The sequence below is a fragment of the Plantactinospora sp. B6F1 genome (genome assembly GCF_040120695.1).
In the GTDB taxonomy this organism is placed as follows: domain Bacteria; phylum Actinomycetota; class Actinomycetes; order Mycobacteriales; family Micromonosporaceae; genus Plantactinospora.
On the sequence record NZ_JBEEAC010000003.1, the window covers coordinates 59,404 to 78,531 of the forward strand.

The window sequence follows — 19,128 nt, forward strand, 5'->3', positions numbered from 1 at the left end:
GGCCGTTACCTGCCGTCCGGCGGACGTCGGCTCGCGCGATCCACATCGAACCGCACAGAGCCGTACCACATGTAGCCAAATCAATAACCTCAGGCTGCACCGGACATCCATGTCGAAATGTGTCAGGATAGCCGTACGTGAATGTCTGACCTCTGCGGGAGGATCGGGTGGCGTTCTGGCGCGTCCGGGACCGGATACGCCTCGAAGCGGGGCATGTCCTGGATGTGGCCTCGGGTGGTGACGGCTTCGGCATCCAGTACTGCGAAACGGCGCTCACCGCCAAACGCCCCATGCGAGGCAAGGCCGAGCAGCGGATCCGGTGCGGGCACTGTGGACATGTCATCGTGTTCACGGTCTACTCCGCCGCGCTGACCCGGCGGCATCGCTTCGTCGCCTACGGCCTCGGCGCCGCCCTGCTGGCCGTCGCCGTCCTGGTCTACGGCATCGGCATCGACGCCGTCGTTTCGGCGACCGGCCCGCTCTGGCCGCTGCTCCTCGCCGTCTCCGAGATCGCGCTGATCGTGCTGGCCCTCGGCTTCCTCGGTTATGCCGCCATGTTCGAGTACGGCGTCCGGTCGCCCCGGATGTGGCGCGGAGGGCCGGCACCGCGCTACTCCCACCTGGCCATGTTCGACCCGCACCTCGGCAACAAGCCGCTGGCCCGCACCGGCCGGGCGAGTTCCACGATCCATCACCAGCACACCGACGACCGTCCGCCCGGGTCAGGGTCGACCTGACCGCACACCCGCCAGTGCATCGCCGCCCACCGCGATCCACCAGCCATGAGCGGGCGGCCAGCGACGTGTTGTCCGGATCAAGTCATATACTCCGTCTGTGAGATGTTTGAGGACCTTAGGGGGAATTATTCTCCTGTCGGGTGCCATTCCGTCGGTTCTGCCGGCCGAGCCGATCGCCGCTGCTACGTTCGTCGTTTCCCGGGTGCGGCAGACCGAACTGTCGATCACGGTCCCGGCGACGGCCAACCTCGGGGCCGGCCTGCCCGGCGCCACTCTGAGTCGCCGGCTCGGCATGGTCACAGTGCGGGACAGCCGGCCGATCAACCCGAACACCTGGACGGTTACGGTGACCTCGACGCCGTTCATCACCGGGGCCGGCTCGGCGACGCAGACCATTCCCACCAGCCGGGTGTCGTACTGGTCGGGGCCGGCCGTCCGGCACACCGGGGGTGGCAACCTGGCGCCGGGTCAACCCACCAGTGCGCAGGCGCAGACCCTGACGGTGCCTCGCATCGCGTTCCGGAAGACCTCCGGCAATGCCAACAACCGGGTGAGCTGGGAGCCGACCCTGGTGATCGCCATCCCGTCCGGTGCGGTCACCGGCCTCTACCGGGGTACGGTCACGCACTCGGTCTCCTGACCCACATCACCGCTTTGTCGGTCCAGTGACGATTGCCCTATTTAAGGTCGTTTGGTGTGTTACAACCTCACCATGAAGAAAATCCTCGCGCCCTCGTTCTGCCTCGCCGCGGCGACTCTGCTGATCGCCACGCCGGCAGCGGCCCAACCGTCCGCCGACACGATCGTGACGTTCACCGTCGCCACCGCCAATCTCACCGTCGAGGTGCCGGCCGCGGTCAACCTCGGCTCGGCGTTCCCCGGGCAACGTCTCAGTGGCCAGTTGGGCACCGTGACCGTCCGTGACCAGCGTGCTGCGGCGAGCGCGACGTGGACCGCCTCGGTCGTCTCCAGCGAGTTCCGCACCGGCGAGGGCGAGCCGCAGGAGATCATCCAGCCACAACTGGTCGAGTACTGGTCCGGGCCGGCAACCGCCACCACCGGTACCGGCGTCTTCGTGCCAGGCCAGCCCACCGAGGCGGACCGGGTCAGCCTCGGCGTGCCCCGCACCGCCTTCGCCAAGACCTCCGGCAGTGGCAACAACTCCGCGAGCTGGAACCCGACATTGGTGATCAACATCCCGTCCGACGCGGTGGGCGGCCTGTACACCGGGACGGTAACCCATTCTGTGTCCTAACCGGCGGTCCCTGGCGGGCTGCGCCCTCACCATCGCCGTACTCGTACTGGCCGGAGCGCCCGGTGCCGCTGCCCCGTCTCCACCGACGAGTCCGGACGTCGGTGTCAGCGTCCGGCTGCTCGACGCGCCGGTCAACCGGCGTGCGGACAGCCGCGCCCACCACTACATCGTCGACCACGTGAAACCGGGGACGACGATTCGGCGCAGGATCGTCGTCTCCAGCGCCTCGGATATCCGCCGCGAGGTCGCCGTCTATCCGGCGGCCGCCACCGTCGAACAGGCAAAGTGGGTCGTCGCTCCCGACCGGACCGCGAACGAGCTGTCCAGTTGGGTGGCGGTGGACCGGGACCGCCTCGACCTCGATCCCGACCAGCGGGCGACCGTGTGGGCCACGATCCGGGTCCCCAGTGACGCCGCGGCCGGGGAACGTTACGCGGTCCTCTGGGCCCAGACCGCCGGCCTCGCCGACTCCACGGTGCGGCACATCGGCCGGGCCGGGATCCGGATCTACCTCTCCGTCGGCCCGGGTGGCGAGCCAGCGTCCGATTTCACCATCACCGACCTGGCCGGCACCCGGGCCCCCGACGGCACCGCCACGCTCACCGCCTCGGTGACCAACACCGGCAAGCGGGCCCTCGATCTCGACGGCACGCTCCAACTCAAGGATGGGCCGGACAACCTCAACAGCGGCCCGTTCAGGGTCGAGGCCCCCACCCTCGCCCTCGGCGCCACCGCGACCGTCCAGGTGCGGATCGGCCGGAACACCCCGGACGGCCCGTGGACGGCCAGGCTCGAACTGGCCAGCGGCTGGACCAGGCGTACCGCCACCGGCCAGGTGAGCTTCACCCGCCCGGGCGCCGTGGCCAAACCCGCAGATCGGAGTCGTACCGTCCTGCTCGCCGGCATGGCCGGGTCCGTACTCGTCCTGGCCCTGCTCGCCGGCTTCGCCGTCTACCAGCGTCGGCGTGCCGATCGACCGGTGGCGCTCGGTACCGGCGCCCTGGGCCGGCACGGCTCCCGGAAGTAGCCGCTACCGCGGCGCGACCGAGGGCTGGCGCTCGCCGGGCATGCGGGAGGACGAGCGCGTCATCGCTGTCGACCAGCGAGGTCCTTGGCAAGGCAGATGGTTCCGTCAACTCCGGCGGGTGATGTCGGCCGATAGCCCTCTTTCTGGTAGAGGTCGATGTTCCGCAGGCTCTTTGCGCCGGTGCACAGGAGGATGCGGCGACACTCGGGGCCGGCGGCGGCCTCGGCGGTACGTAGCAGCCACCGGCCCAGACCTCGGCCGCGCAGGTCGGGCACGACGGCGAGCCGACCCAGGTGCCAGTCGGTGTCGATGCGGTGGGTCCGCACCATGCCCAGCAGCCGGCCGTCGAGCCAGATGCCGGTGGTGTGCCAGCTCCCGAGCCACTCACCCACCTCCTCCAGCGACTCGTGCAGTGCCGGTATGGCCATGGTGTCATTGGCGACAGCCTCTTCCACCCAGCAGCACCGCTGCAGCACGGTGACCTCCGCAGCGTCGTCGGGGGTCAGCCGCCTTGCGTAGGCCCCTGGCAGAAGACCGGACACGGTCCCCGCGGATACGGTCCCGGCTCGCGCGCGTTCGCGCATCGGCCGCAGGGCGTGGGCGAGCCGGACAAGCTCGTCCAGCATGGCCACACCCGCCGCGTCGCGGGCTGCGTCCGGCCGCAGCCGCCCCTCCTCCGCCACCGAATCGCCGATCCGGATCGCGACGGTGGCACCCAACGGGACCATGCGCAGCGTGGTTACCACCTGCTTGGCGTGCTGAACGGAACGGGTACCCGCCGATGTGTTGCCGTAGCTGACAAAGCCGATAGGTTTCCATGCCCACTCGCCGTTGAGGTAGTCCAGCGCGTTCTTCAGGGTCGCCGGCATCCCGTAGTTGTATTCCGGCGTGACCGCGATGAAACCGTCCGCCGCGTCGGCGATGACGCTCCACCGACGGGTGTGCTCGTGCCGGTAGACACCCGACGACGGATGTTCCTCCTCGTCCAGAAACGGCAGGTTCAGGTCACCGAGGGCCACCGGTACGAGCTCGACGCCGAGTTCCGCGGCCCGCGGGGTAACCGCGTCGATCAGACATCGCCCCATGACGGGGCCGAGGGCGCCCGGACGGGTGCTGCAGATCAGCGCGAGGACGCGAAGCGGTTTCGTTGACATGGAAACGAAGTTTAGATGCTAGATTGGTTACATGTCAACGAAGCCGTCGACCGGGGCCGTACGCTGGTTGACCCCCGACGAGGAGCGAGCCTGGCGGGCCTTCCTCCGCGTCATGGTCGCCGTCCGGGCCGGCACCGCGCACGACCTGGCCGCGATCGGCCTTTCCGAGCCCGACTACGAAGTGCTGAGCACGCTGTCGGAGCGTCCCGCGCACACCAGCATGCTGGGGGAACAGGCCGACAAGATGGGCTGGTCGCGCAGCCGGCTCTCCCGGCACGCGACCCGGATGGAAGCACGGGGTCTGTTGCGGCGCACGCCGGACCCGACCGACGGCAGGGGCTGCCTTCTCGTGCTCACCGCGGAAGGTCTGGAAGCTCTGGAGAACGCCGCACCGACCCACGTCGAGTCGGTGCGGCGCCATTTCATCGACCGGCTGGATCCGGAAGACCTCGCCGCCCTCGAACGGATTGCCGGAAAGGTTGGCAGGTCCGAGGTGGTCGCTGATCCCGAGAGCAGCCCATCCGGGCAGCGATCAGCGTGATGATCATGACTGATATCGGTCCAATGCGGTGTCGAGCTGGACCGTCCGGGTCAGGCGCAGAGCCTGTGCCCGGGATGCCCCTGGCGGGCCCTGCCTAGCCTCGGTAGTCATGATCGAGTCGCAGTTTCCCCCGCCCCCACCCGCTGCCAAGCGCCGCAGCGCCAAACGGATCATTCTGCTCGTCGTGGCGATCGTCCTGGCGATCTGCTGCGCGGGCGGTACCGCCATCGGATTTTTGATCTACCGCAGCGTCCAGTCGGCGATGGGGCCGGTCCAGGACGCCGGTGCCCGGTACGTCGCCGACCTGAACGCCGGCAACTGGTCCGCCGCGTACGGGCAGACCTGCGCCGCCACCCGGCGCCTGATGACCGAGCAGGAGTTCATCGAGGCCCAGGAAGCCGCCCCGAAGGCGACCGGATACGAACTGGTCGGCACGAACGTCGGTCACCACAACGGGCGCACGAGGGCGGCGATCAACCTACGGGTCAGCTATCCGGGCGGCGAGGTCAGGGCCGTGCGGGTCCCGTTGGAGCAGGAGGGTGGGCAGTGGCGCCCCTGCCCCTGAGTGGCGAGCCGTGCCAGGCCGGTTAGCCGGGCACGGCACGCTACCGGCCCCGGTCAGCCGACCGGGGCCGGCGTCTTCTCCTCGACCTCGGCCGCGACCGGTGCCTTCGCCTCCACCGCCGCCCGCTTGCGGGCGCGGTGCGCCGCCACGTGAGACCGGGTGGCGCAGCGTTCCGAGCAGAACCGGCGGCAGCAGTTCGACGAGGTGTCCAGATAGACGTTGCCGCAGCGGTCGTCGGCGCAGACCCCGAACCGGGAGCTGCCGTACTCGCAGAGCCAGACCGAGAGGCCCCAGACCGCGCCGGCCAGGAACTCGGCACTCACCGAGGCGCCCCGGCTGGTCACGTGCATGTGCCAGTCCTTGGCGTCGTGCCCGGAGATGCGTGGCTGGACGGGGTAGTTCTCCAGAAGTGAGTTCAGTTCGGTCACGGCGTCGGCGTCCTGTCCCGAGGAACCGAATTCGAAGACGTCTCGCAGGCGTTTTTGTGCCCGGCGGAAGGCGGGGACGTCCCGTTCGGTCACCTCGTCGCGCATCCAGCCGTGCTCATCGGTGAAAACGGCCCGCAGGTCGTCGAGGTCGTCGAGTCGCGCGTTGACTAGATCGACCCCGGTCCGGGCGTACGCGTCGAAGTTCACCCGACAACCGTAGACGACTTACGGCTCCCGTGGCGCGTCCACGTAGTGGGGAAGGAACCGCGCGTAGCCGTCCGTGATCAGGCTCCGGCTCTCCCGTAGCCCGGCACCGGCCGCCTCGCCGGCCACCACCCAACTCCCCAGCACCAGACGATTATCCGAAAACGACGGTAGTGCGCGGAATTGTTGGTAGCACCATCCTTCGTCACCGTAGATCCCCGGATTGGCGATCTCTCCGGAACCGGTGACGATCCGCACCGAACCGCCCTCCCGACCCAACAGTGGCTTGACCACGTACTCGGTCATTCCCCGGGGCGAGTCGAGGTACGCCGGCAGCAGGTAGGGGTGGTCGGGATAGAGCTCCCAGAGCACGGCCAGCAGCGCCTTGTTGGAGAGCAGCAGCTTCCAGGCCGGCTCGATCCAGGTGGTCGGGGTACCGGGATCAAGGGCCGACCGGCCGTACGGCTCGGCGAGCATCCACTCCCACGGATAGAGCTTGAAGCAGGTGAGGATCGGCGTGCTCGCCCCGTCCGGGCCGGGCGGGGCGGTGAACCGGCGGCCGTCCCAGCCGATCTGGAGCATCGGCAACAGCTCGGCCTCCAGCCCTGCCTGCCGGGCGGTCTCGGCGAGGTAGCCGGCGGTCATCTGGTCCTCGCCGGTCTCCTCCTCGTCCGACCAGGCGACGTGCACCAGCGGGTCGTGCAGGCCGGCGCCGATCCGCTGCCAGGCCGCGACCAGCCGCTCGTGCACGCTGTTCCACTGGTCCAGCTCGGGGCGGGTCTCCTCCAGCCAGTACCACTGGATCACCGCCGCCTCGACCAGCGCGGTCGGGGTGTCCGCGTTGTACTCCAGCAGCTTCGGCGGCCACGAACCGTCGTACCAGAGGTCGAACCGGCCGTACAGGGTAGGCGGCTGCTCGCGCAGCGACCGGGTGACCGCGTCGGCGGCCCAGGCCGGGATGCCGAACTCGGCGAACCGGTTCTGCGCGACGACATGCTCGGCGGCGGCCACCGACATCCGGTGCAGCTCCTCGGTCGCCTCCTCCAGCCGGAGCACCTCGTCGAGGTCGAAGGCGTAGCAGGCACTCTCGTCCCAGTACGACATGAAGCCGCCGCCCGGCAGCTCGGTGTCGGCGTACACCAGCCCCTGCGCGCGGATCGTCGCCGACCAGTCCGGCCGGGGACGGCAGGTCTCCCGGCGCACCGTCAGCCGCCGCAGGAGGCGAGGTGGGTGCCGAACCCGCCCCGCTCGGGGAGTACGTCCGCGCCGCCGGTGCTCGACCCGGCGGTGGGGCCGTCCGGCACGGTGGCCGGGGCGTACGCCGCCAGGGCGAGCGAGCGGGGCCGCGGCGTACTCCGGCGCGAGTCGCAGTCGTCGTCATCACCGACCTGGTTGCATCCGGAGAGGGTGACGGCGAGGGCGGTGAGCGCGCCCAGTTGCACGCTCGCGGACCGGAGACGGCGTCGCGACAATTTTTCCACGAGATCGTTGTAACCGATCCGCGCCACTGCTGAGCTCCGGTCCCCGGGTACGCGCGGGCGGCTGGCGTTACGCTCGGCTCATGCTCCGATCGGTCATCCTCGCCGCCTCCCGGTCATCCCGGATCGAGCGGCTCGTCGAGACGGCCCCGTTCACCCGGGACGTCGTACGCCGGTTCGTCGCCGGCACCACCACCGACGACGCGCTGCGCGCCACCCGCCAGCTCGTCGCCGACGGCCTCGCGGTCTCCATCGACCACCTGGGCGAGGACACCGTCACCGGAGACCAGGCCACGGCCGTTCGGGACGAGTACCTGGCCCTGCTCCGCGGCCTCGCCGAGGCCGGGCTCACCCCGCCGGCCGAGGTCAGCGTCAAGCTTTCGGCACTGGGGCAGAAGTTCGACGAGCGGCTGGCCCGGGAGCACGCGCAGGCGATCTGCGCCGCCGCCGAGGCGGCCGGCACCACGGTCACCCTGGACATGGAGGACCACACCACCACCGACGCGACCCTGGACACCCTGGCCGAGCTGCGGAAGGACTTTCCGGGTACGGGGGCGGTGCTCCAGGCGTACCTGCGGCGCACCGAGGCGGACTGCCGGGACCTGGCCACCCCGGGATCTCGGGTGCGGCTGTGCAAGGGGGCGTACTCCGAACCCGAGTCGGTGGCGTACCAGTCGGCGCGGGAGGTGGACAGATCGTATGTCCGCTGCCTGAACATCCTGCTCTCCGGCCCGGGGTACCCGATGATCGCCACCCACGACCCACGGTTGATCGCGATCGCCGAGGACCGGTCCCGGTGGTTCGACCGTACGCCGGACCGGTTCGAGTTCCAGCTCCTCTATGGGGTGCGCCCGGACGAGCAGACCCGGCTCGTCGAGGCCGGCCACACCGTGCGCGTCTACCTGCCGTACGGCACCGACTGGTACGGCTACCTGATGCGCCGGCTCGCCGAGCGCCCTGCCAACCTGGCCTTCTTCGCCCGCGCCGTGGCGACGCGGAAGTAGCGCCGCGACGATCTGACAGTAGCGCCGTGGTGATCCGGGGGTGGCGGTGCCCGGCTGGGATCGGTCCACTCGGCCTGGCATCCTCGAACGCCATGGACCTCTCCCGCGCGGTGGCGGCGTTGCGTGCCGCCCTCGCCGACTCGCCCCGGGCGCAGGGCGCTCCCGATCTGGTCGAGCAGATTCTCGCGCTGGTCCGTCCCTCGATCGGGCTTGCCGTTCCGGCCCGGCGCCGCGACGGCGCGGTCGCCGGCTGGTACGGCGGGCTGCCCGGACTGCCGGACGGGGTGCCGTGGCCGCGGCACCAGGGCCGGCCGATGACGCTGCTGGCCCGGCTCGACTGTGCCACCCTGGCACCGCTGCTCGGTCCCGAGTGGACGCTGCCCCGGGACGGGACGCTGCTCTTCTTCGCCGACGAATGGTTCCACGCCGACTTCGGGGCGGGCCCGGGTGACGATGGTTGCGCGGTGCTGCACGTGCCCGTCGACGCGCCGGACCGGGCCGCTCCGGCGGAGGCGGTGCTGATCCCGGCGCTGCCGCTGGTCGCCGCTCCGGTGCTGGCCGCCCCCGACTACTCCGAGCCGGAGCTCGCGGCGGCCTTCTCGACCGACCCGATCCGGGTGATGGGCCTGGTCACCGAGATCCGCGACCGGCTGCCGACCGTGCGGCACAGGTTGCTGGGGTGGCCCGACAGTCCGGTGGCGGAACTGGCCGGTCACCGGCTGCTGTTGGCACTGGAGGCCGAACGGGGGACCGCCTGGGGCGAACTGGTCGGTGTCTCGTTCTGGATCGACGGTCCGGACCTGGCGGCGGGACGGTTGTCCCGGGTACGCCGGGTCCTCGACGTGGCCTGAGAGTCCACTGCCCCCGGCCGGGGGACGCACAGCAGCGCATCCGGCCCGCCGAGGGTCCGATCTGCTGATCGTTGCCCCCGACGGACCGGATGCGTCCGCTCCGTCACCGGCCCGTGGTCTCCGTTGCCGGCCACCCGTCACCGGTCACCTGTGCCTCGGGTCACGAGGCTCAGGCGAAGCAGTTCTCGACGGACTCGTCACCGGCGCAGTTGTCCGGCCGGTTCTTGCTGATGACGGTGTCGTCGTCCACCCTCACCCTGGCGTGCTCGGCGAAGAGCCCGCCGCCCTTCTTGGTGGCGTCGTTCTCGACGATCTTGCTCTTCTTCAGTTCGAGCGAACCGCCCTCGACCGCGATGCCGCCGCCGACCGAACGCGCGCCGACGGCGCTGTTCTTGCTGACCTCGGTGTCCCGCACGATCACCTCGGACTTCACGGCGAAGATGCCGCCGCCGTCACCCCGGGTGGTGTTCTTGGTGATCTTGCTTCCGTCCACCGTGAGCAGACCCTTGACGGTGGCGATGCCGCCGCCGTCCTTGGTGCCGAGGTTCTTGCTGACGTGCAGCCCCCGGACCGTGAGGGTGGCGTCCTTGTTGAACAGGCCGCCGCCGACCTTCGCGGTGTTGCCGTTGACCTCGCCGTCCCAGACCTTGGTCCGGGCCGAGACGCTGGCGATACCGCCGCCCTCCGCCGCGTTGTTGTGCTCGAAGGCGCTCTTCGTGATGTCGGCCGCCCCCTGGTAGTTGGCGAGCCCACCGCCGGCCTTGTCGGCGCTGTTGCTGAAGAACTCGGACTTCTCCACGGTGAGGACACCACCGTTGAGGATCCCGCCACCGTTGCCGGCGGAGTTGTTCTCCTCGAACTTGCTCTCCGTGACCGCCAAGTGGCCGTCGTTGAAGATCGCGCCGCCGCCGCCGTCCTTGGCGAGAGCGGTGCTGTCGGAGATCGTGACCCGCTTCACCGTGGCGGTGGCGCCGTGGTCGACCGAGATCGCGCCGCCCTCGTCCGCCCGCCCGTTCTTCAGGAAGACGTCACTCAACTCCAGCTCTCCGCCGTCCCGGACGGTGAAGAAGCGGAAGTCCTTGGCGTACGTGTCCCGGGTGATGGTCGCGCCCTCACCCTTGATCTTGATCGGCGTCTTGATCACCGGCAGACCGGAGTTGTCGTGCTTCCGGTCGTGCTTCTTGCCGTTCGGGCTGCCCATCGTCCCCGGCGTACCCGTGGCGCCGTTGGCGGCGTCTGACGGCGCCTTGCCGGTGTCCTTCTGGCCCTTGCCGTCGTGCTTCTCGCCGCTCTTGCCGCTCGCGGTGAGCGTGTAGGTGCACTTCGGCGCGAGCCTGAGGCTGCCGCCGCCCTCGGCGTTGGCGTGTACCAGCGCGGCGATGAGCCTGTCTGGGTCGCACGGTACGGACGTCACCTTCTCGCCCTCGCGCTCGCCTTCGCCCTCGCCTTCGTTCGAGCCGCAGCCCTCGCGGCCCGCCTGGGACCCGCCGTTCCAGCCCGAACCCTCCGAACCCGAGCCCTGCCAGCCCGAGCCGCTTTCACCGCTGCCCTGCGATCCGCCGTGCCAGCGCGAGCTGTCGGATCCGGGGGTCTCCCCGGACGAGCCGTTCTCGCCGCCGCCCTGCGGTCCGCCCTGCCAGCCGGAGCCGCCCTGCGATCCGCTCTGCGGTCCGCCCTGCCAGCCGGAGCCGCCCTGCGATCCGCCCTGCGGTCCGCCCTGCCAGCCGGAGCCGCCCTGCGATCCGCTCTGCGGTCCGCCCTGCCAGCCGGAGCCGTTGGCGTCCTTGGCCTCCTCGTGCTTCTCCCTGGCGTCCTTGGACTCGCCGGCCGGTCCGGCCTTCGGGTCCTTGGTTGCCGTGGGGCCGGCCTTGGGGTCCTTGGACTCGCCGGCCGGTCCGGCCTTCGGGTCCTTGGTCGCCGTGGGGCCGGCCTTGGGGTCCTTGGACTCGCCGGCCGGTCCGGCCTTCGGGTCCTTGGTCGCCGTGGGGCCGGCCTTGGGGTCCTTGGACTCGCCGGCCGGTCCGGCCTTCGGGTCCTTGGTCGCCGTCGGGCCCGCCTTCGGGTCCTTCGACTCCTCGGGCTTCGCCTTCCGGTCCTTCGAGTCGCTCGGCGCGGACTCCGGGGCCTCGGCGTTCTTGTCGCCCTGGCCCTGCCAGCCGCCGCCCGGCTTGCAGTAGTCCTGCCAGTTCCCGCCCTGGGAGTCCTCGCCGCCGTTGTTCCCGCCGTTGTTCGACTCGCCGGCCGGTCCGGCCTTCCGGTCCGCGGGACCTTCGTGCTTGCCCGGGTCCTTGCCGTTGTCGCCGTTGTCGTTGCTGGCGGCGATGACGGACAACTGCCCCAGGTCCACCTCTGCCAGGCCGTTGTCGCTGGCCAGCGTGGCCACCCCGGCCAGACCGGCAGCGCCGGCCACCAGGCTGCCGGCGACGATGCCCCCGGCTAAGAACCACCGGGACCGCCGCCTTTTTGGCCGCGTCGTGGGCTGACCGGGATCCACGTGGCTCCCTTGGAATTCGGACATCAAGCTCCCTGCCTTTCGAATACAAGACACGGCCGCACCATCGGGGGCGCGGAGGGCTACAAATAGGCTGTAGCCACTTAACGTCACCGTACGGTGCTCTTCGGTGCATGGCGGGCCTATATGAAGAAAACCCACGAACAAGTGGAATCAGGCCCAGTCAGCGCCGGAAAAGCGCTAACCGGATAGATGCGGGCCACACAGTGCCAATTACATTCGGGCAGCCGAAAGCAGACAGACATTTGGCGGACGTACCGCCCTTACCGTTCGAGTCAACCGCTGAGGGCATAATCCGTACACCGAGCGCCATGACACCCAAGTGGTGACGTTGGGGTGGTCACGGCTCGAAAGGGGGCCCAGCAGGGTCAGGGTTCCCACCGCGGGGATCCTCCGGATGGCGTTCACCGGGTGCGGTGGGAGACTGGGCCGGTGACCACCCCGATCGACGACTACGTCTCGGCGGTCGCTGGCCGGTTGCGCGGTTCGGCCCGGTTGCGGGCCGACATGCTGGCCGAGATCCGGGACGCCCTGGTCGACGCCGCCGACGTGCACCGGCACCACGGGCTGAGCGCCCCGGAGGCACAGCGGACGGCCGTCCGGGAATTCGGTTCGGTCGACCGGATCGCGAGGGGTCTGCAGGACCTGCTGGCGGTGGCGCAGGGCCGGCGAACGGCGCTGTTGCTCGTCGGCGTACTCGGTGCCCAGTACGGCATGTCGGAACTGCTCGGCCGGATCGGCGGCTGGCAGCAGTTCTGGGGCGGGGTCGAGCCGGGGACCTGGTACCTGTGGCTGGCCCGGACGATGGACACCTTCGCCGGGCTCGCCCTCGGCACCGCCGTCGTGATGGCGCTGCTGCTGCGCTGGGGACCGCGGCACGTGGAGATCCGCCCGGCGGCGATCCGGCTGATCGCCGTACTCGTCTCGGTGGTGGTCGGGGTGAGCCTGGTCTGCGGCGTACTGCTCGCCGTCCTGCCGCCGGGGGACGGGGGCGCGCAGGCACTGGTCGGCGGGGCGGGCTGGACGATCTCGTCGGGCCTGCTGCTCGGCTCGGCCCGGCGCAGTTGGCGGGCTGCCGCCGAACCGCCGGAGTCGCGGCCGGCGGGTCGCCTGGTCGGGTCATGGGCAGGTCGCTGAGGCCGGGTTCGCACGGCTGGACGATTGGTCGTACTCTCCGGCGGTGACCGACGGGGAGTACCGCCACCGCCCACCTGCCGACCACGATCCGCAGACCGGCAATCGTCCGGCCGACCACCCGCCCTCCGGGTACCCGCCGTCGGCCGGCCACCAGTCCGATGGATACAAGCCGGCCGGTTACCAGCCGGGTGGTTACCAGCCGGCCGGCTACCAGTCTGCTGGTTACCAGTCCGGTGGTTACCACCAGGCCGGTGGCTATCAGTCGGGCGGATTCCGACCAGGGCCGGCCGGTTACCCGACGCGGCCCGGCTATCCGCAGCCCGGTGGGCATCCGATGCCGGGCGGATACCCGGGGTCCGGTGGGTACCCGATGCCGGGCGGCCTCCCGGGGACCGCTGGCTATCCGCCGCCGGCCGGACTCGTCTCGCCGCCGCGCCGCCGCCGGTGGCCACTCTGGGTGGCGTTCGGGACCGTCGTGGCCCTGCTGCTCTGTGCCGCCCCGATCGCGATCGGGGCGGTACTGCTCGACGGGATGTCCGGCCCAACCGGCCCGGCCGCCGGCGCCGGCGCGGCGGCCAGCCCGAAGGCTGGCGACCCGTCCTCGGTGACCGTCGACTGGCTCACCGAGCAGATCCGCAGCCGGCTCGACGGGCAGGCGAAGGCGCTGCTCAGCGGCGACGAGAGCGGCTACGTCGGGCTCGCCGAGCCGAACACGGCGATCGCCCGGCAGCTCCGGCGCGACTTCCGGACCCTGCGGGCAATGCGGGTCAGCAAGTGGGAGCCGAAACTGCTGGGCCGGGTGGTCAAACTCGAGACGGCCGGCGAGTGGCGAGCCAACCTGATCGTCGGGCACTGCTTCGTGAGGCCCGGCTGCGAACCGAACGAGATCACCATGGTCACCCGGTGGAAGGACACCGCCGGCCAGCCGCGACTGGCCGCGATCGACACCGACGAGGTTGGCGGGCCGGGGCGGCCACGGCCGTGGGAGAGCGACGAACTTGTCGCCACGATCGGCGAACGCACCCTGGTCGCGGCGCCCCGGGCGTTCCGGGACCGGCTGCCCGACCTGCTGCGCGAGGGGGAGCGGGCGGCCAAGGTCGCCGACCGGTACGCCGCGGACGGCTCGCCGCCGGAGCGCTATCTGATCTTCTACGCCGGCCCGAACGAGTGGGACCGCTGGTACGGCGGCGACCGCCCGGAGTGGACCGCCGGATACGCCGTACCGGTCGGCGACGGCCAGTACGACCTGGTGCTCAACTCCAAGGCCGTGGTGCCGGGCCAGTACGCCGACCTGATGCGGCACGAGCTGACCCATGCCTCCTCGCTGGCCGGCGCCGACCAGATCGACGACGACGCCTGGTGGCTGGTGGAGGGGATCGCCGAACAGGCGGCGGCCGGTGGCCGGGCGGCGAGCCGGTACGACAGCCTCGACGACGTCGACCGGCTGGTCAACTCCGGCTGGAACGGCGAGCTGGCGGACGTGGCGCCCGGCGCCGAGTCCGAGGACTGGCACGTCGCCGGCAGCTACGGGGTCGGCTACCTCGCCGTCCGGCATCTCGTCGACCGGTTCGGCGAGAAGGAGCTGCTTTCCTTCTTCAAACTCGTGGTGCACGACGGCCGGTCGGAGGCGGAGGCCTCCCGGGAGGCGTTCGGCCAGGACTGGTCGAAGCTGCACGACGAGTGCGTGGCGTACGTGAAGAAGACCGCTTCCTGACCCAGGCGCCAGCTGAGCGGGCGGGCCGGTGAGCGGGCGCGCCGGCCCGCGCGTCCTGCCGGCCGCGGCGGGTGGCACCTCGTACGATGGCGGCGTGCGTCGCGCCTCTCCGCCGCGCCTGTCCGCAGCACCGCGGCCCCGTCGCTCCGTGTTCTCCGCCATCCTCCTCACCGCCACCGTCCTGTTCGGCCTCTCCGCGGCCTCCTGCGAGTCCGACGACGACCAGCTCGGGCTGGCCAGTGTCGAGCGGGCCGACGTCGCCGAACTGGTCGACGCCCCGGCCAGCGTGACGGCGCGAGCGGCGGCCACCCTGAGCGCCCCCGCCGACGGCACCCTGGCCGAGCTGCGGGTCAGGCCGGGCGCCGTGGTCAAGCCGGGCCGGGTCCTGGCGGTCGTCGACTCGCCCACGGCCCGGGATCGGCTGGTCAAGGCCCGCCGGGCCCTCCGGGCGGCCCGCAGCGCGGGGCGGGGTGTCGGCGGCGGCGCCGACCTGGCCCGGTTGCGCCGGAATACCGACCGTGCGGCGGCGCAGGCGTTCCAGGCTGCCCGGGACGCCGCCGACAAGCTCACCGACCCGGACGCCCGGGCCGCGCTGCTCGCCCAGGTCCGGATCGCGCAGCGGCAGTACGAGGCGGCGGCCGAGAGCGCTGGTGCGGCGGTACGCGCCGTCCAGCGCGGCGTCGCCGGGCTGAACTCGGCGGTACGGGCCCTCGCCGCCGCCCAGCGCCTCCAGGCCGAGCAGGCGTACGACCTGGCCAAGGCAACCGTCGACGCGCTCGTACTGCGGGCGCCGATCGGCGGGGTGGTGCAGCTCGGCGGGCCCGCGTCACCGGCGGCCCCGGGTTCGGCCGAGGCGCTGGCCGGGCTCCTCGGCGCGGCCGGCGGACTCGGCACGACCGGCGGGCTCGGCGCACCGGCCGGGGCGTTCGGCGCGGGTAACCCGACGGTGGCCGGCGTCGACGGCGCGGTGCCGGTCGGCGGCCAGGTGAGCGCCGGTACCCCGATCCTGACCGTGGTGGACCTGACCGACCTCGGGCTGGTCGCCGAGGTGGACGAGACCGACGTGCTCCTGGTCGACCCGGGGGTGCCGGCGAGCGTCGAACTGGACGCCGCCACCGGAGCGGAGTATCCGGCCCGGGTCCGTTCGGTCGACGTCCTGCCGACCGCGTCGGCCCGGGGCGGTGTCACATACCGGGTACGGCTCTCGCTCGGTTCCGGGCGCTTCGCCGACGGGCGGGCCGCGCCGGCGCCGCGCCCCGGGATGAGCGCCGTGGTTCGGCTGCGGGTCCGGGAGGCGGTCGGCGCGGTGACCGTACCGGCGGCGGCGGTGCATTCGGCGCAGGGGCGGGACGCGGTCTGGGTGGTCCGGGACGGGATCGCCGAGCAGGTGCCGGTGACGGTCGGGGTGCAGGGCCAGGACCTGGTGCAGATCGTCAGCGGGGTGGAGCCGGGCCAGCAGGTGGTGGTCAGCGGCGCCGACCAGGTGCGCCCCGGAGAGCGGGTACGTTGACCGCCGCGCCGGTGGGCCGTTCCCGCGACGCGGCGGCCGGTGCCCCGGCCCGGCGGTGCGGGGTGGCGGTGGAGGCGGTCGACCTGGTCCGGACGTACGAGCTGGGCGGGGTCTCGGTGGCCGCGCTGCGCGGCGTCTCGCTGACCATCGCCGCCGGCGACTACGTGGCGGTCGTCGGGCCGTCCGGTTCGGGTAAGTCGACCCTGATGCACCTGCTCGGCGGCCTGGACCGGCCCACCGCCGGCAGGCTGGTGATCGGCGGTCGGGACGTCGCCACGCTGGACGCCGGGGAGCTTGCCACGCTGCGCAACGAGACCATCGGCTTCGTCTTCCAGTCGTTCCACCTGCTGCCCCGGACCTCCGCGCTCGACAACGTCGCGCTGCCGCTGGTCTACCGGGGAATCGGTGGCCGGCGGCGGCGGGAGTTGGCGGCGGCGATGCTGGGCCGGGTCGGCCTCGGGCACCGGCTGGACCACCGGCCCAACCAGCTCTCCGGTGGAGAGCAGCAGCGGGTGGCGATCGCCCGGGCCCTGGTCACCGACCCGGTACTGCTGCTCGCCGACGAGCCGACCGGCAACCTGGACAGCGCGACCGGCGAGTCCGTGCTGACCCTGCTGGAGGAGCTGAACGCCTCCGACGGTGTGGCGCTGGTGCTGGTCACCCACGACCGGGAGGTCGCCGAGCGAGCACACCGGCAGGTCACCATGCGGGACGGCGTGATCCTGCCGGCCGACGGGGGCCGCGCGCGGGGACTACCACCCAGGCCGGCGGCGGACACCGCGACGGCCGTTCCGGCGACGCGGCGGGGGCCTGAGATAGTAGATCCCGCTCCCAGCGCGGAGCCCCGACGAGCGTCCGGAAGCGACTCGGGGCACCCGTCCGGCTTCGGTGGCGCCACCACCGAAGCCACCGGACGCCGCGGGTCGAGCGGTGCCGCCTCCGGCGTAGCCGACGAGGCAGCCGGGCAGGCCGAGCGCACACCTGCCGGGCGGGCCGAGGGTAGGACCGGGACGGACGGCTCGGGGAGCGGCTCGTGAGGATTGCCGAGGCGTGGCGGGTCGCGCTGGACGCCCTGGCGGCGAACCGGCTGCGCAGCATGCTCACCATGCTCGGCGTGGTGATCGGGGTGGCCGCCGTGGTGGTGCTGGTCGCGATCGGCACCGGCGCCAAGCGGGAGGTGGAGCAGCAGGTCGAGGGGCTCGGCTCCAACCTGCTCGTGGTGGTGCCCGGCCGGCTCGACTTCGGCGCGGCACCGGCGGTCTCCCGGCTCTCCCTGGCCGACGTCGAGGCGGTCAACCGGGTGGTCGGCGATCCGCGCCGGGTGGCGGTCACGGTCACCTCCGGCGAGACGGTACGCGCCGGCAACCGGTCGGCGTTCACCACGGTGCAGGGCGTACTGGAGACCACGCCCGAGGTCTTCGTCCGAAAGCTGGACCGGGGCAGCTATCTCACGTCATCCGATGTCGACACGAGTCGCCGGGTGGCGGTGCTCGGCGCCACGGTCGCCAGCACCCTCTTCGGCGAACGTGAGCCGGTCGGGCAGCAGGTCGCGATCGCCGGCGTACGGTTCCGGGTGGTCGGGGTCTTCGCCCCGCTCGGCCAGAGCCTCGGGGTGGACCGGGACGACGAGGTGCACATCCCGGTCACCGCCGCGCACCGGCTCTACGGCACCCAGCGGATCGACGGGATCGCGATCAAGGCGCCGGACCGGGCGGAGATCGACGACCTCGGCGCCCGGGTCGTCGCCGAGCTGACCCGGCGGCACCCCGACACCGAGTTCAGCGCGGTGACCCAGGAACAGATCCTCGGCGTACTCGGGGACATCCTCGGGGTGCTGACCGGGGTACTCGCCGCGATCGCCGGCATCTCGTTGCTGGTCGGCGGCGTGGGAGTCTCCAATATCATGCTGGTCTCGGTACGCGAACGGACCCGGGAGATCGGCCTGCGCAAGGCCGTCGGCGCCCGCCCACGGGACATCGGGATCCAGTTCCTGCTGGAGGCGGTGCTGCTGACGGCGCTCGGCGGGGTGCTCGGGATGGGGCTCGGGGTGGGCGCCGCGCTGCTGGTGGCCGCCCTCTCCCCGGTACCGGCGGCCGTCACCTGGTGGTCGCTGGCGCTCTCGTTCGGGGTCTCGGCGGCGGTCGGGATCATTTTCGGCGTGGTGCCGGCGCAGCGGGCCGGGCGGCTGGACCCGGTGGTCGCGCTCCGCGCGGAATGACCCGGATGGGCGGGAACGCCGGTTCCCATCCGTCGACCGTGGCGCCAGGGATGATCAATTGTCCGAAGGGATCGCGCCGGTCACAGCCGCCCCGCTACCGTACTGGTAACACGCGCGTAGCTGCGGCGCGGAAGCATCCCGCCGGGCGGCACGCGCCGGGGATTGGGATGGGTTGGTGAGCCATGGCAGGATCACCACAGCCGGACAGCCGGATGCCGGAGGTCAGGTTCTTGACCGTCGCCGAGGTGGCGATGCTGATGCGGGTCTCGAAGATGACGGTCTACCGGCTGGTGCACTCCGGCGAGCTGACCGCGGTGCGGGTCGGCCGGTCGTTCCGGGTGCCGGAGCATGCCGTGCACGACTACCTGCGGGGTGCCTTTCAGGAGACCGCCTGACGGCGCAACCGCGATGTCGCGACGGTTCCGGAGCGTCCCGGGGCGGTTCACCGTGGGGGCGCTTTGGTCCGGCTGACGGCCGAGGGCTAGTCTGGACCGCGACCGTGGCCACGTGCCGCTATGGGTGTGAGCCCGTCGTGCCGGCCCGGTCCGTTGTCCAGCTCGGTAGCCGGCAGCGCCTTCGGGCGGAGCCGGTCCGATCAGCACGTCGCATCAGAAGGGCTGTCGTATGGGCTCGGTGGTCAAGAAGCGCCGCAAGCGCATGGCCAAGAAGAAGCACCGCAAGCTGCTGCGCAAGACCCGCGTCCAGCGTCGCCGTCTCGGCAAGTGACCCCGGCCGGGCGCCTGCCCGGCCGGCGGTGAGCCGGTCAGCTGTCGACCTTCGGAGGCCCACGTGA

The 19,128-nt window shown here is 71.6% G+C and carries 19 protein-coding genes and 1 pseudogene; 15 read left to right on the forward strand and 5 right to left on the reverse strand.

What is annotated here, in order from left to right; genetic code table 11:
* The first annotated feature begins 167 nt into the window (after positions 1–167).
* The 4 genes from ABNF97_RS05890 (at position 168) to ABNF97_RS05905 (ending at position 3,019) form a co-directional block, all read left to right on the forward strand.
* A complete protein-coding gene (locus tag ABNF97_RS05890) occupies positions 168–737 on the forward strand; it encodes a hypothetical protein (RefSeq protein ID WP_349337886.1) in 570 nt (189 codons plus the stop codon).
* 202 nt (positions 738–939) lie between these two features.
* Complete coding sequence (locus ABNF97_RS05895; protein WP_349337887.1) at positions 940–1,377, forward strand: hypothetical protein; 438 nt, start codon at positions 940–942, stop codon at positions 1,375–1,377.
* A 72-nt stretch (positions 1,378–1,449) separates the two neighbouring features.
* On the forward strand, positions 1,450–1,992 hold the full coding sequence (locus ABNF97_RS05900) for a hypothetical protein (protein WP_349337888.1): 543 nt from the start codon (positions 1,450–1,452) through the stop codon (positions 1,990–1,992).
* Positions 1,993–2,170: 178 nt separating this feature from the next.
* Positions 2,171–3,019 carry a COG1361 family protein gene (locus tag ABNF97_RS05905; protein ID WP_349337889.1) on the forward strand — a complete coding sequence of 283 codons (849 nt, stop codon included), beginning with the start codon at positions 2,171–2,173 and terminating at the stop codon, positions 3,017–3,019.
* A 59-nt stretch (positions 3,020–3,078) separates the two neighbouring features.
* On the opposite strand, the gene ABNF97_RS05910 is transcribed toward ABNF97_RS05905, so the two are convergent.
* On the reverse strand, positions 3,079–4,173 hold the full coding sequence (locus ABNF97_RS05910) for a GNAT family N-acetyltransferase (RefSeq protein ID WP_349337890.1): 1,095 nt from the start codon (positions 4,171–4,173) through the stop codon (positions 3,079–3,081).
* Positions 4,174–4,204: 31 nt separating this feature from the next.
* On the opposite strand from ABNF97_RS05910, the gene ABNF97_RS05915 reads away from it, so the two are divergent.
* Positions 4,205–4,714, forward strand: a complete 510-nt coding sequence (locus ABNF97_RS05915) for a MarR family transcriptional regulator (protein WP_130465170.1) — start codon at positions 4,205–4,207, stop codon at positions 4,712–4,714.
* A gap of 109 nt (positions 4,715–4,823) precedes the next feature.
* The gene (locus tag ABNF97_RS05920; protein ID WP_130465169.1) at positions 4,824–5,279 is read left to right on the forward strand and encodes an Rv0361 family membrane protein; all 456 of its coding nucleotides are present in this window, start codon (positions 4,824–4,826) and stop codon (positions 5,277–5,279) included.
* Positions 5,280–5,332: 53 nt separating this feature from the next.
* Here the strand turns inward: ABNF97_RS05920 and ABNF97_RS05925 are convergent, their stop codons facing one another.
* The 3 genes from ABNF97_RS05925 to ABNF97_RS05935 are packed head-to-tail and all read right to left on the reverse strand — an operon-like array spanning position 5,333 to position 7,392.
* Positions 5,333–5,914, reverse strand: coding sequence for a CGNR zinc finger domain-containing protein (locus ABNF97_RS05925; protein WP_130465168.1), 582 nt, complete (start codon positions 5,912–5,914; stop codon positions 5,333–5,335).
* 18 nt (positions 5,915–5,932) lie between these two features.
* Positions 5,933–7,114 (reverse strand): glutathionylspermidine synthase family protein, encoded by a 1,182-nt coding sequence (locus ABNF97_RS05930; RefSeq protein WP_349337891.1) that lies wholly within the window; start codon positions 7,112–7,114, stop codon positions 5,933–5,935.
* Positions 7,115–7,116: 2 nt separating this feature from the next.
* Entirely contained in the window at positions 7,117–7,392 is a 276-nt protein-coding gene (locus ABNF97_RS05935; protein WP_349337892.1) for a hypothetical protein, read from the reverse strand.
* Between the two features lie 80 nt (positions 7,393–7,472).
* Between ABNF97_RS05935 and ABNF97_RS05940 the strand changes: the two genes are divergently transcribed.
* Positions 7,473–8,393 (forward strand): proline dehydrogenase family protein, encoded by a 921-nt coding sequence (locus ABNF97_RS05940; protein WP_349337893.1) that lies wholly within the window; start codon positions 7,473–7,475, stop codon positions 8,391–8,393.
* 92 nt (positions 8,394–8,485) lie between these two features.
* Entirely contained in the window at positions 8,486–9,244 is a 759-nt protein-coding gene (locus ABNF97_RS05945; RefSeq protein WP_349337894.1) for a DUF1963 domain-containing protein, read from the forward strand.
* Between the two features lie 169 nt (positions 9,245–9,413).
* On the opposite strand, the gene ABNF97_RS05950 is transcribed toward ABNF97_RS05945, so the two are convergent.
* The gene (locus ABNF97_RS05950; RefSeq protein ID WP_349337895.1) at positions 9,414–11,762 is read right to left on the reverse strand and encodes a hypothetical protein; all 2,349 of its coding nucleotides are present in this window, start codon (positions 11,760–11,762) and stop codon (positions 9,414–9,416) included.
* A gap of 426 nt (positions 11,763–12,188) precedes the next feature.
* Here ABNF97_RS05950 and ABNF97_RS05955 point away from each other — a divergent pair, with 426 nt between their 5' ends.
* The 7 genes and pseudogenes from ABNF97_RS05955 (at position 12,189) to ABNF97_RS05985 (ending at position 19,061) form a co-directional block, all read left to right on the forward strand.
* On the forward strand, positions 12,189–12,893 hold the full coding sequence (locus tag ABNF97_RS05955; protein ID WP_349337896.1) for a permease prefix domain 1-containing protein: 705 nt from the start codon (positions 12,189–12,191) through the stop codon (positions 12,891–12,893).
* 43 nt (positions 12,894–12,936) lie between these two features.
* The gene (locus tag ABNF97_RS05960; protein ID WP_349337897.1) at positions 12,937–14,607 is read left to right on the forward strand and encodes a hypothetical protein; all 1,671 of its coding nucleotides are present in this window, start codon (positions 12,937–12,939) and stop codon (positions 14,605–14,607) included.
* 55 nt (positions 14,608–14,662) lie between these two features.
* On the forward strand, positions 14,663–16,117 hold the full coding sequence (locus ABNF97_RS05965; RefSeq protein ID WP_502930461.1) for an efflux RND transporter periplasmic adaptor subunit: 1,455 nt from the start codon (positions 14,663–14,665) through the stop codon (positions 16,115–16,117).
* 62 nt (positions 16,118–16,179) lie between these two features.
* A pseudogene (locus ABNF97_RS05970) lies at positions 16,180–16,852 on the forward strand (ABC transporter ATP-binding protein); the annotation flags it as partial.
* Positions 16,853–17,150: 298 nt separating this feature from the next.
* A complete protein-coding gene (locus ABNF97_RS05975) occupies positions 17,151–18,335 on the forward strand; it encodes an ABC transporter permease (RefSeq protein ID WP_130465160.1) in 1,185 nt (394 codons plus the stop codon).
* Positions 18,336–18,517: 182 nt separating this feature from the next.
* On the forward strand, positions 18,518–18,730 hold the full coding sequence (locus ABNF97_RS05980; RefSeq protein ID WP_130465159.1) for an excisionase family DNA-binding protein: 213 nt from the start codon (positions 18,518–18,520) through the stop codon (positions 18,728–18,730).
* 229 nt (positions 18,731–18,959) lie between these two features.
* The gene (locus tag ABNF97_RS05985) at positions 18,960–19,061 is read left to right on the forward strand and encodes a 30S ribosomal protein bS22 (protein WP_007465623.1); all 102 of its coding nucleotides are present in this window, start codon (positions 18,960–18,962) and stop codon (positions 19,059–19,061) included.
* The last annotated feature ends 67 nt before the right edge of the window (positions 19,062–19,128 follow it).

Bases quoted from the DNA above. Each gene is read 5' to 3' on its own strand.
- ABNF97_RS05900 (WP_349337888.1), top strand. From the start codon at position 1,450: ATGAAGAAAATCCTCGCGCCCTCGTTCTGCCTCGCCGCGGCGACTCTG.
- ABNF97_RS05910 (WP_349337890.1), bottom strand. From the start codon at position 4,173: ATGTCAACGAAACCGCTTCGCGTCCTCGCGCTGATCTGCAGCACCCGT.
- ABNF97_RS05915 (WP_130465170.1), top strand. From the start codon at position 4,205: ATGTCAACGAAGCCGTCGACCGGGGCCGTACGCTGGTTGACCCCCGAC.
- ABNF97_RS05920 (WP_130465169.1), top strand. From the start codon at position 4,824: ATGATCGAGTCGCAGTTTCCCCCGCCCCCACCCGCTGCCAAGCGCCGC.
- ABNF97_RS05940 (WP_349337893.1), top strand. From the start codon at position 7,473: ATGCTCCGATCGGTCATCCTCGCCGCCTCCCGGTCATCCCGGATCGAG.
- ABNF97_RS05945 (WP_349337894.1), top strand. From the start codon at position 8,486: ATGGACCTCTCCCGCGCGGTGGCGGCGTTGCGTGCCGCCCTCGCCGAC.
- ABNF97_RS05950 (WP_349337895.1), bottom strand. From the start codon at position 11,762: ATGTCCGAATTCCAAGGGAGCCACGTGGATCCCGGTCAGCCCACGACG.
- ABNF97_RS05980 (WP_130465159.1), top strand. From the start codon at position 18,518: ATGGCAGGATCACCACAGCCGGACAGCCGGATGCCGGAGGTCAGGTTC.
- ABNF97_RS05985 (WP_007465623.1), top strand. From the start codon at position 18,960: ATGGGCTCGGTGGTCAAGAAGCGCCGCAAGCGCATGGCCAAGAAGAAG.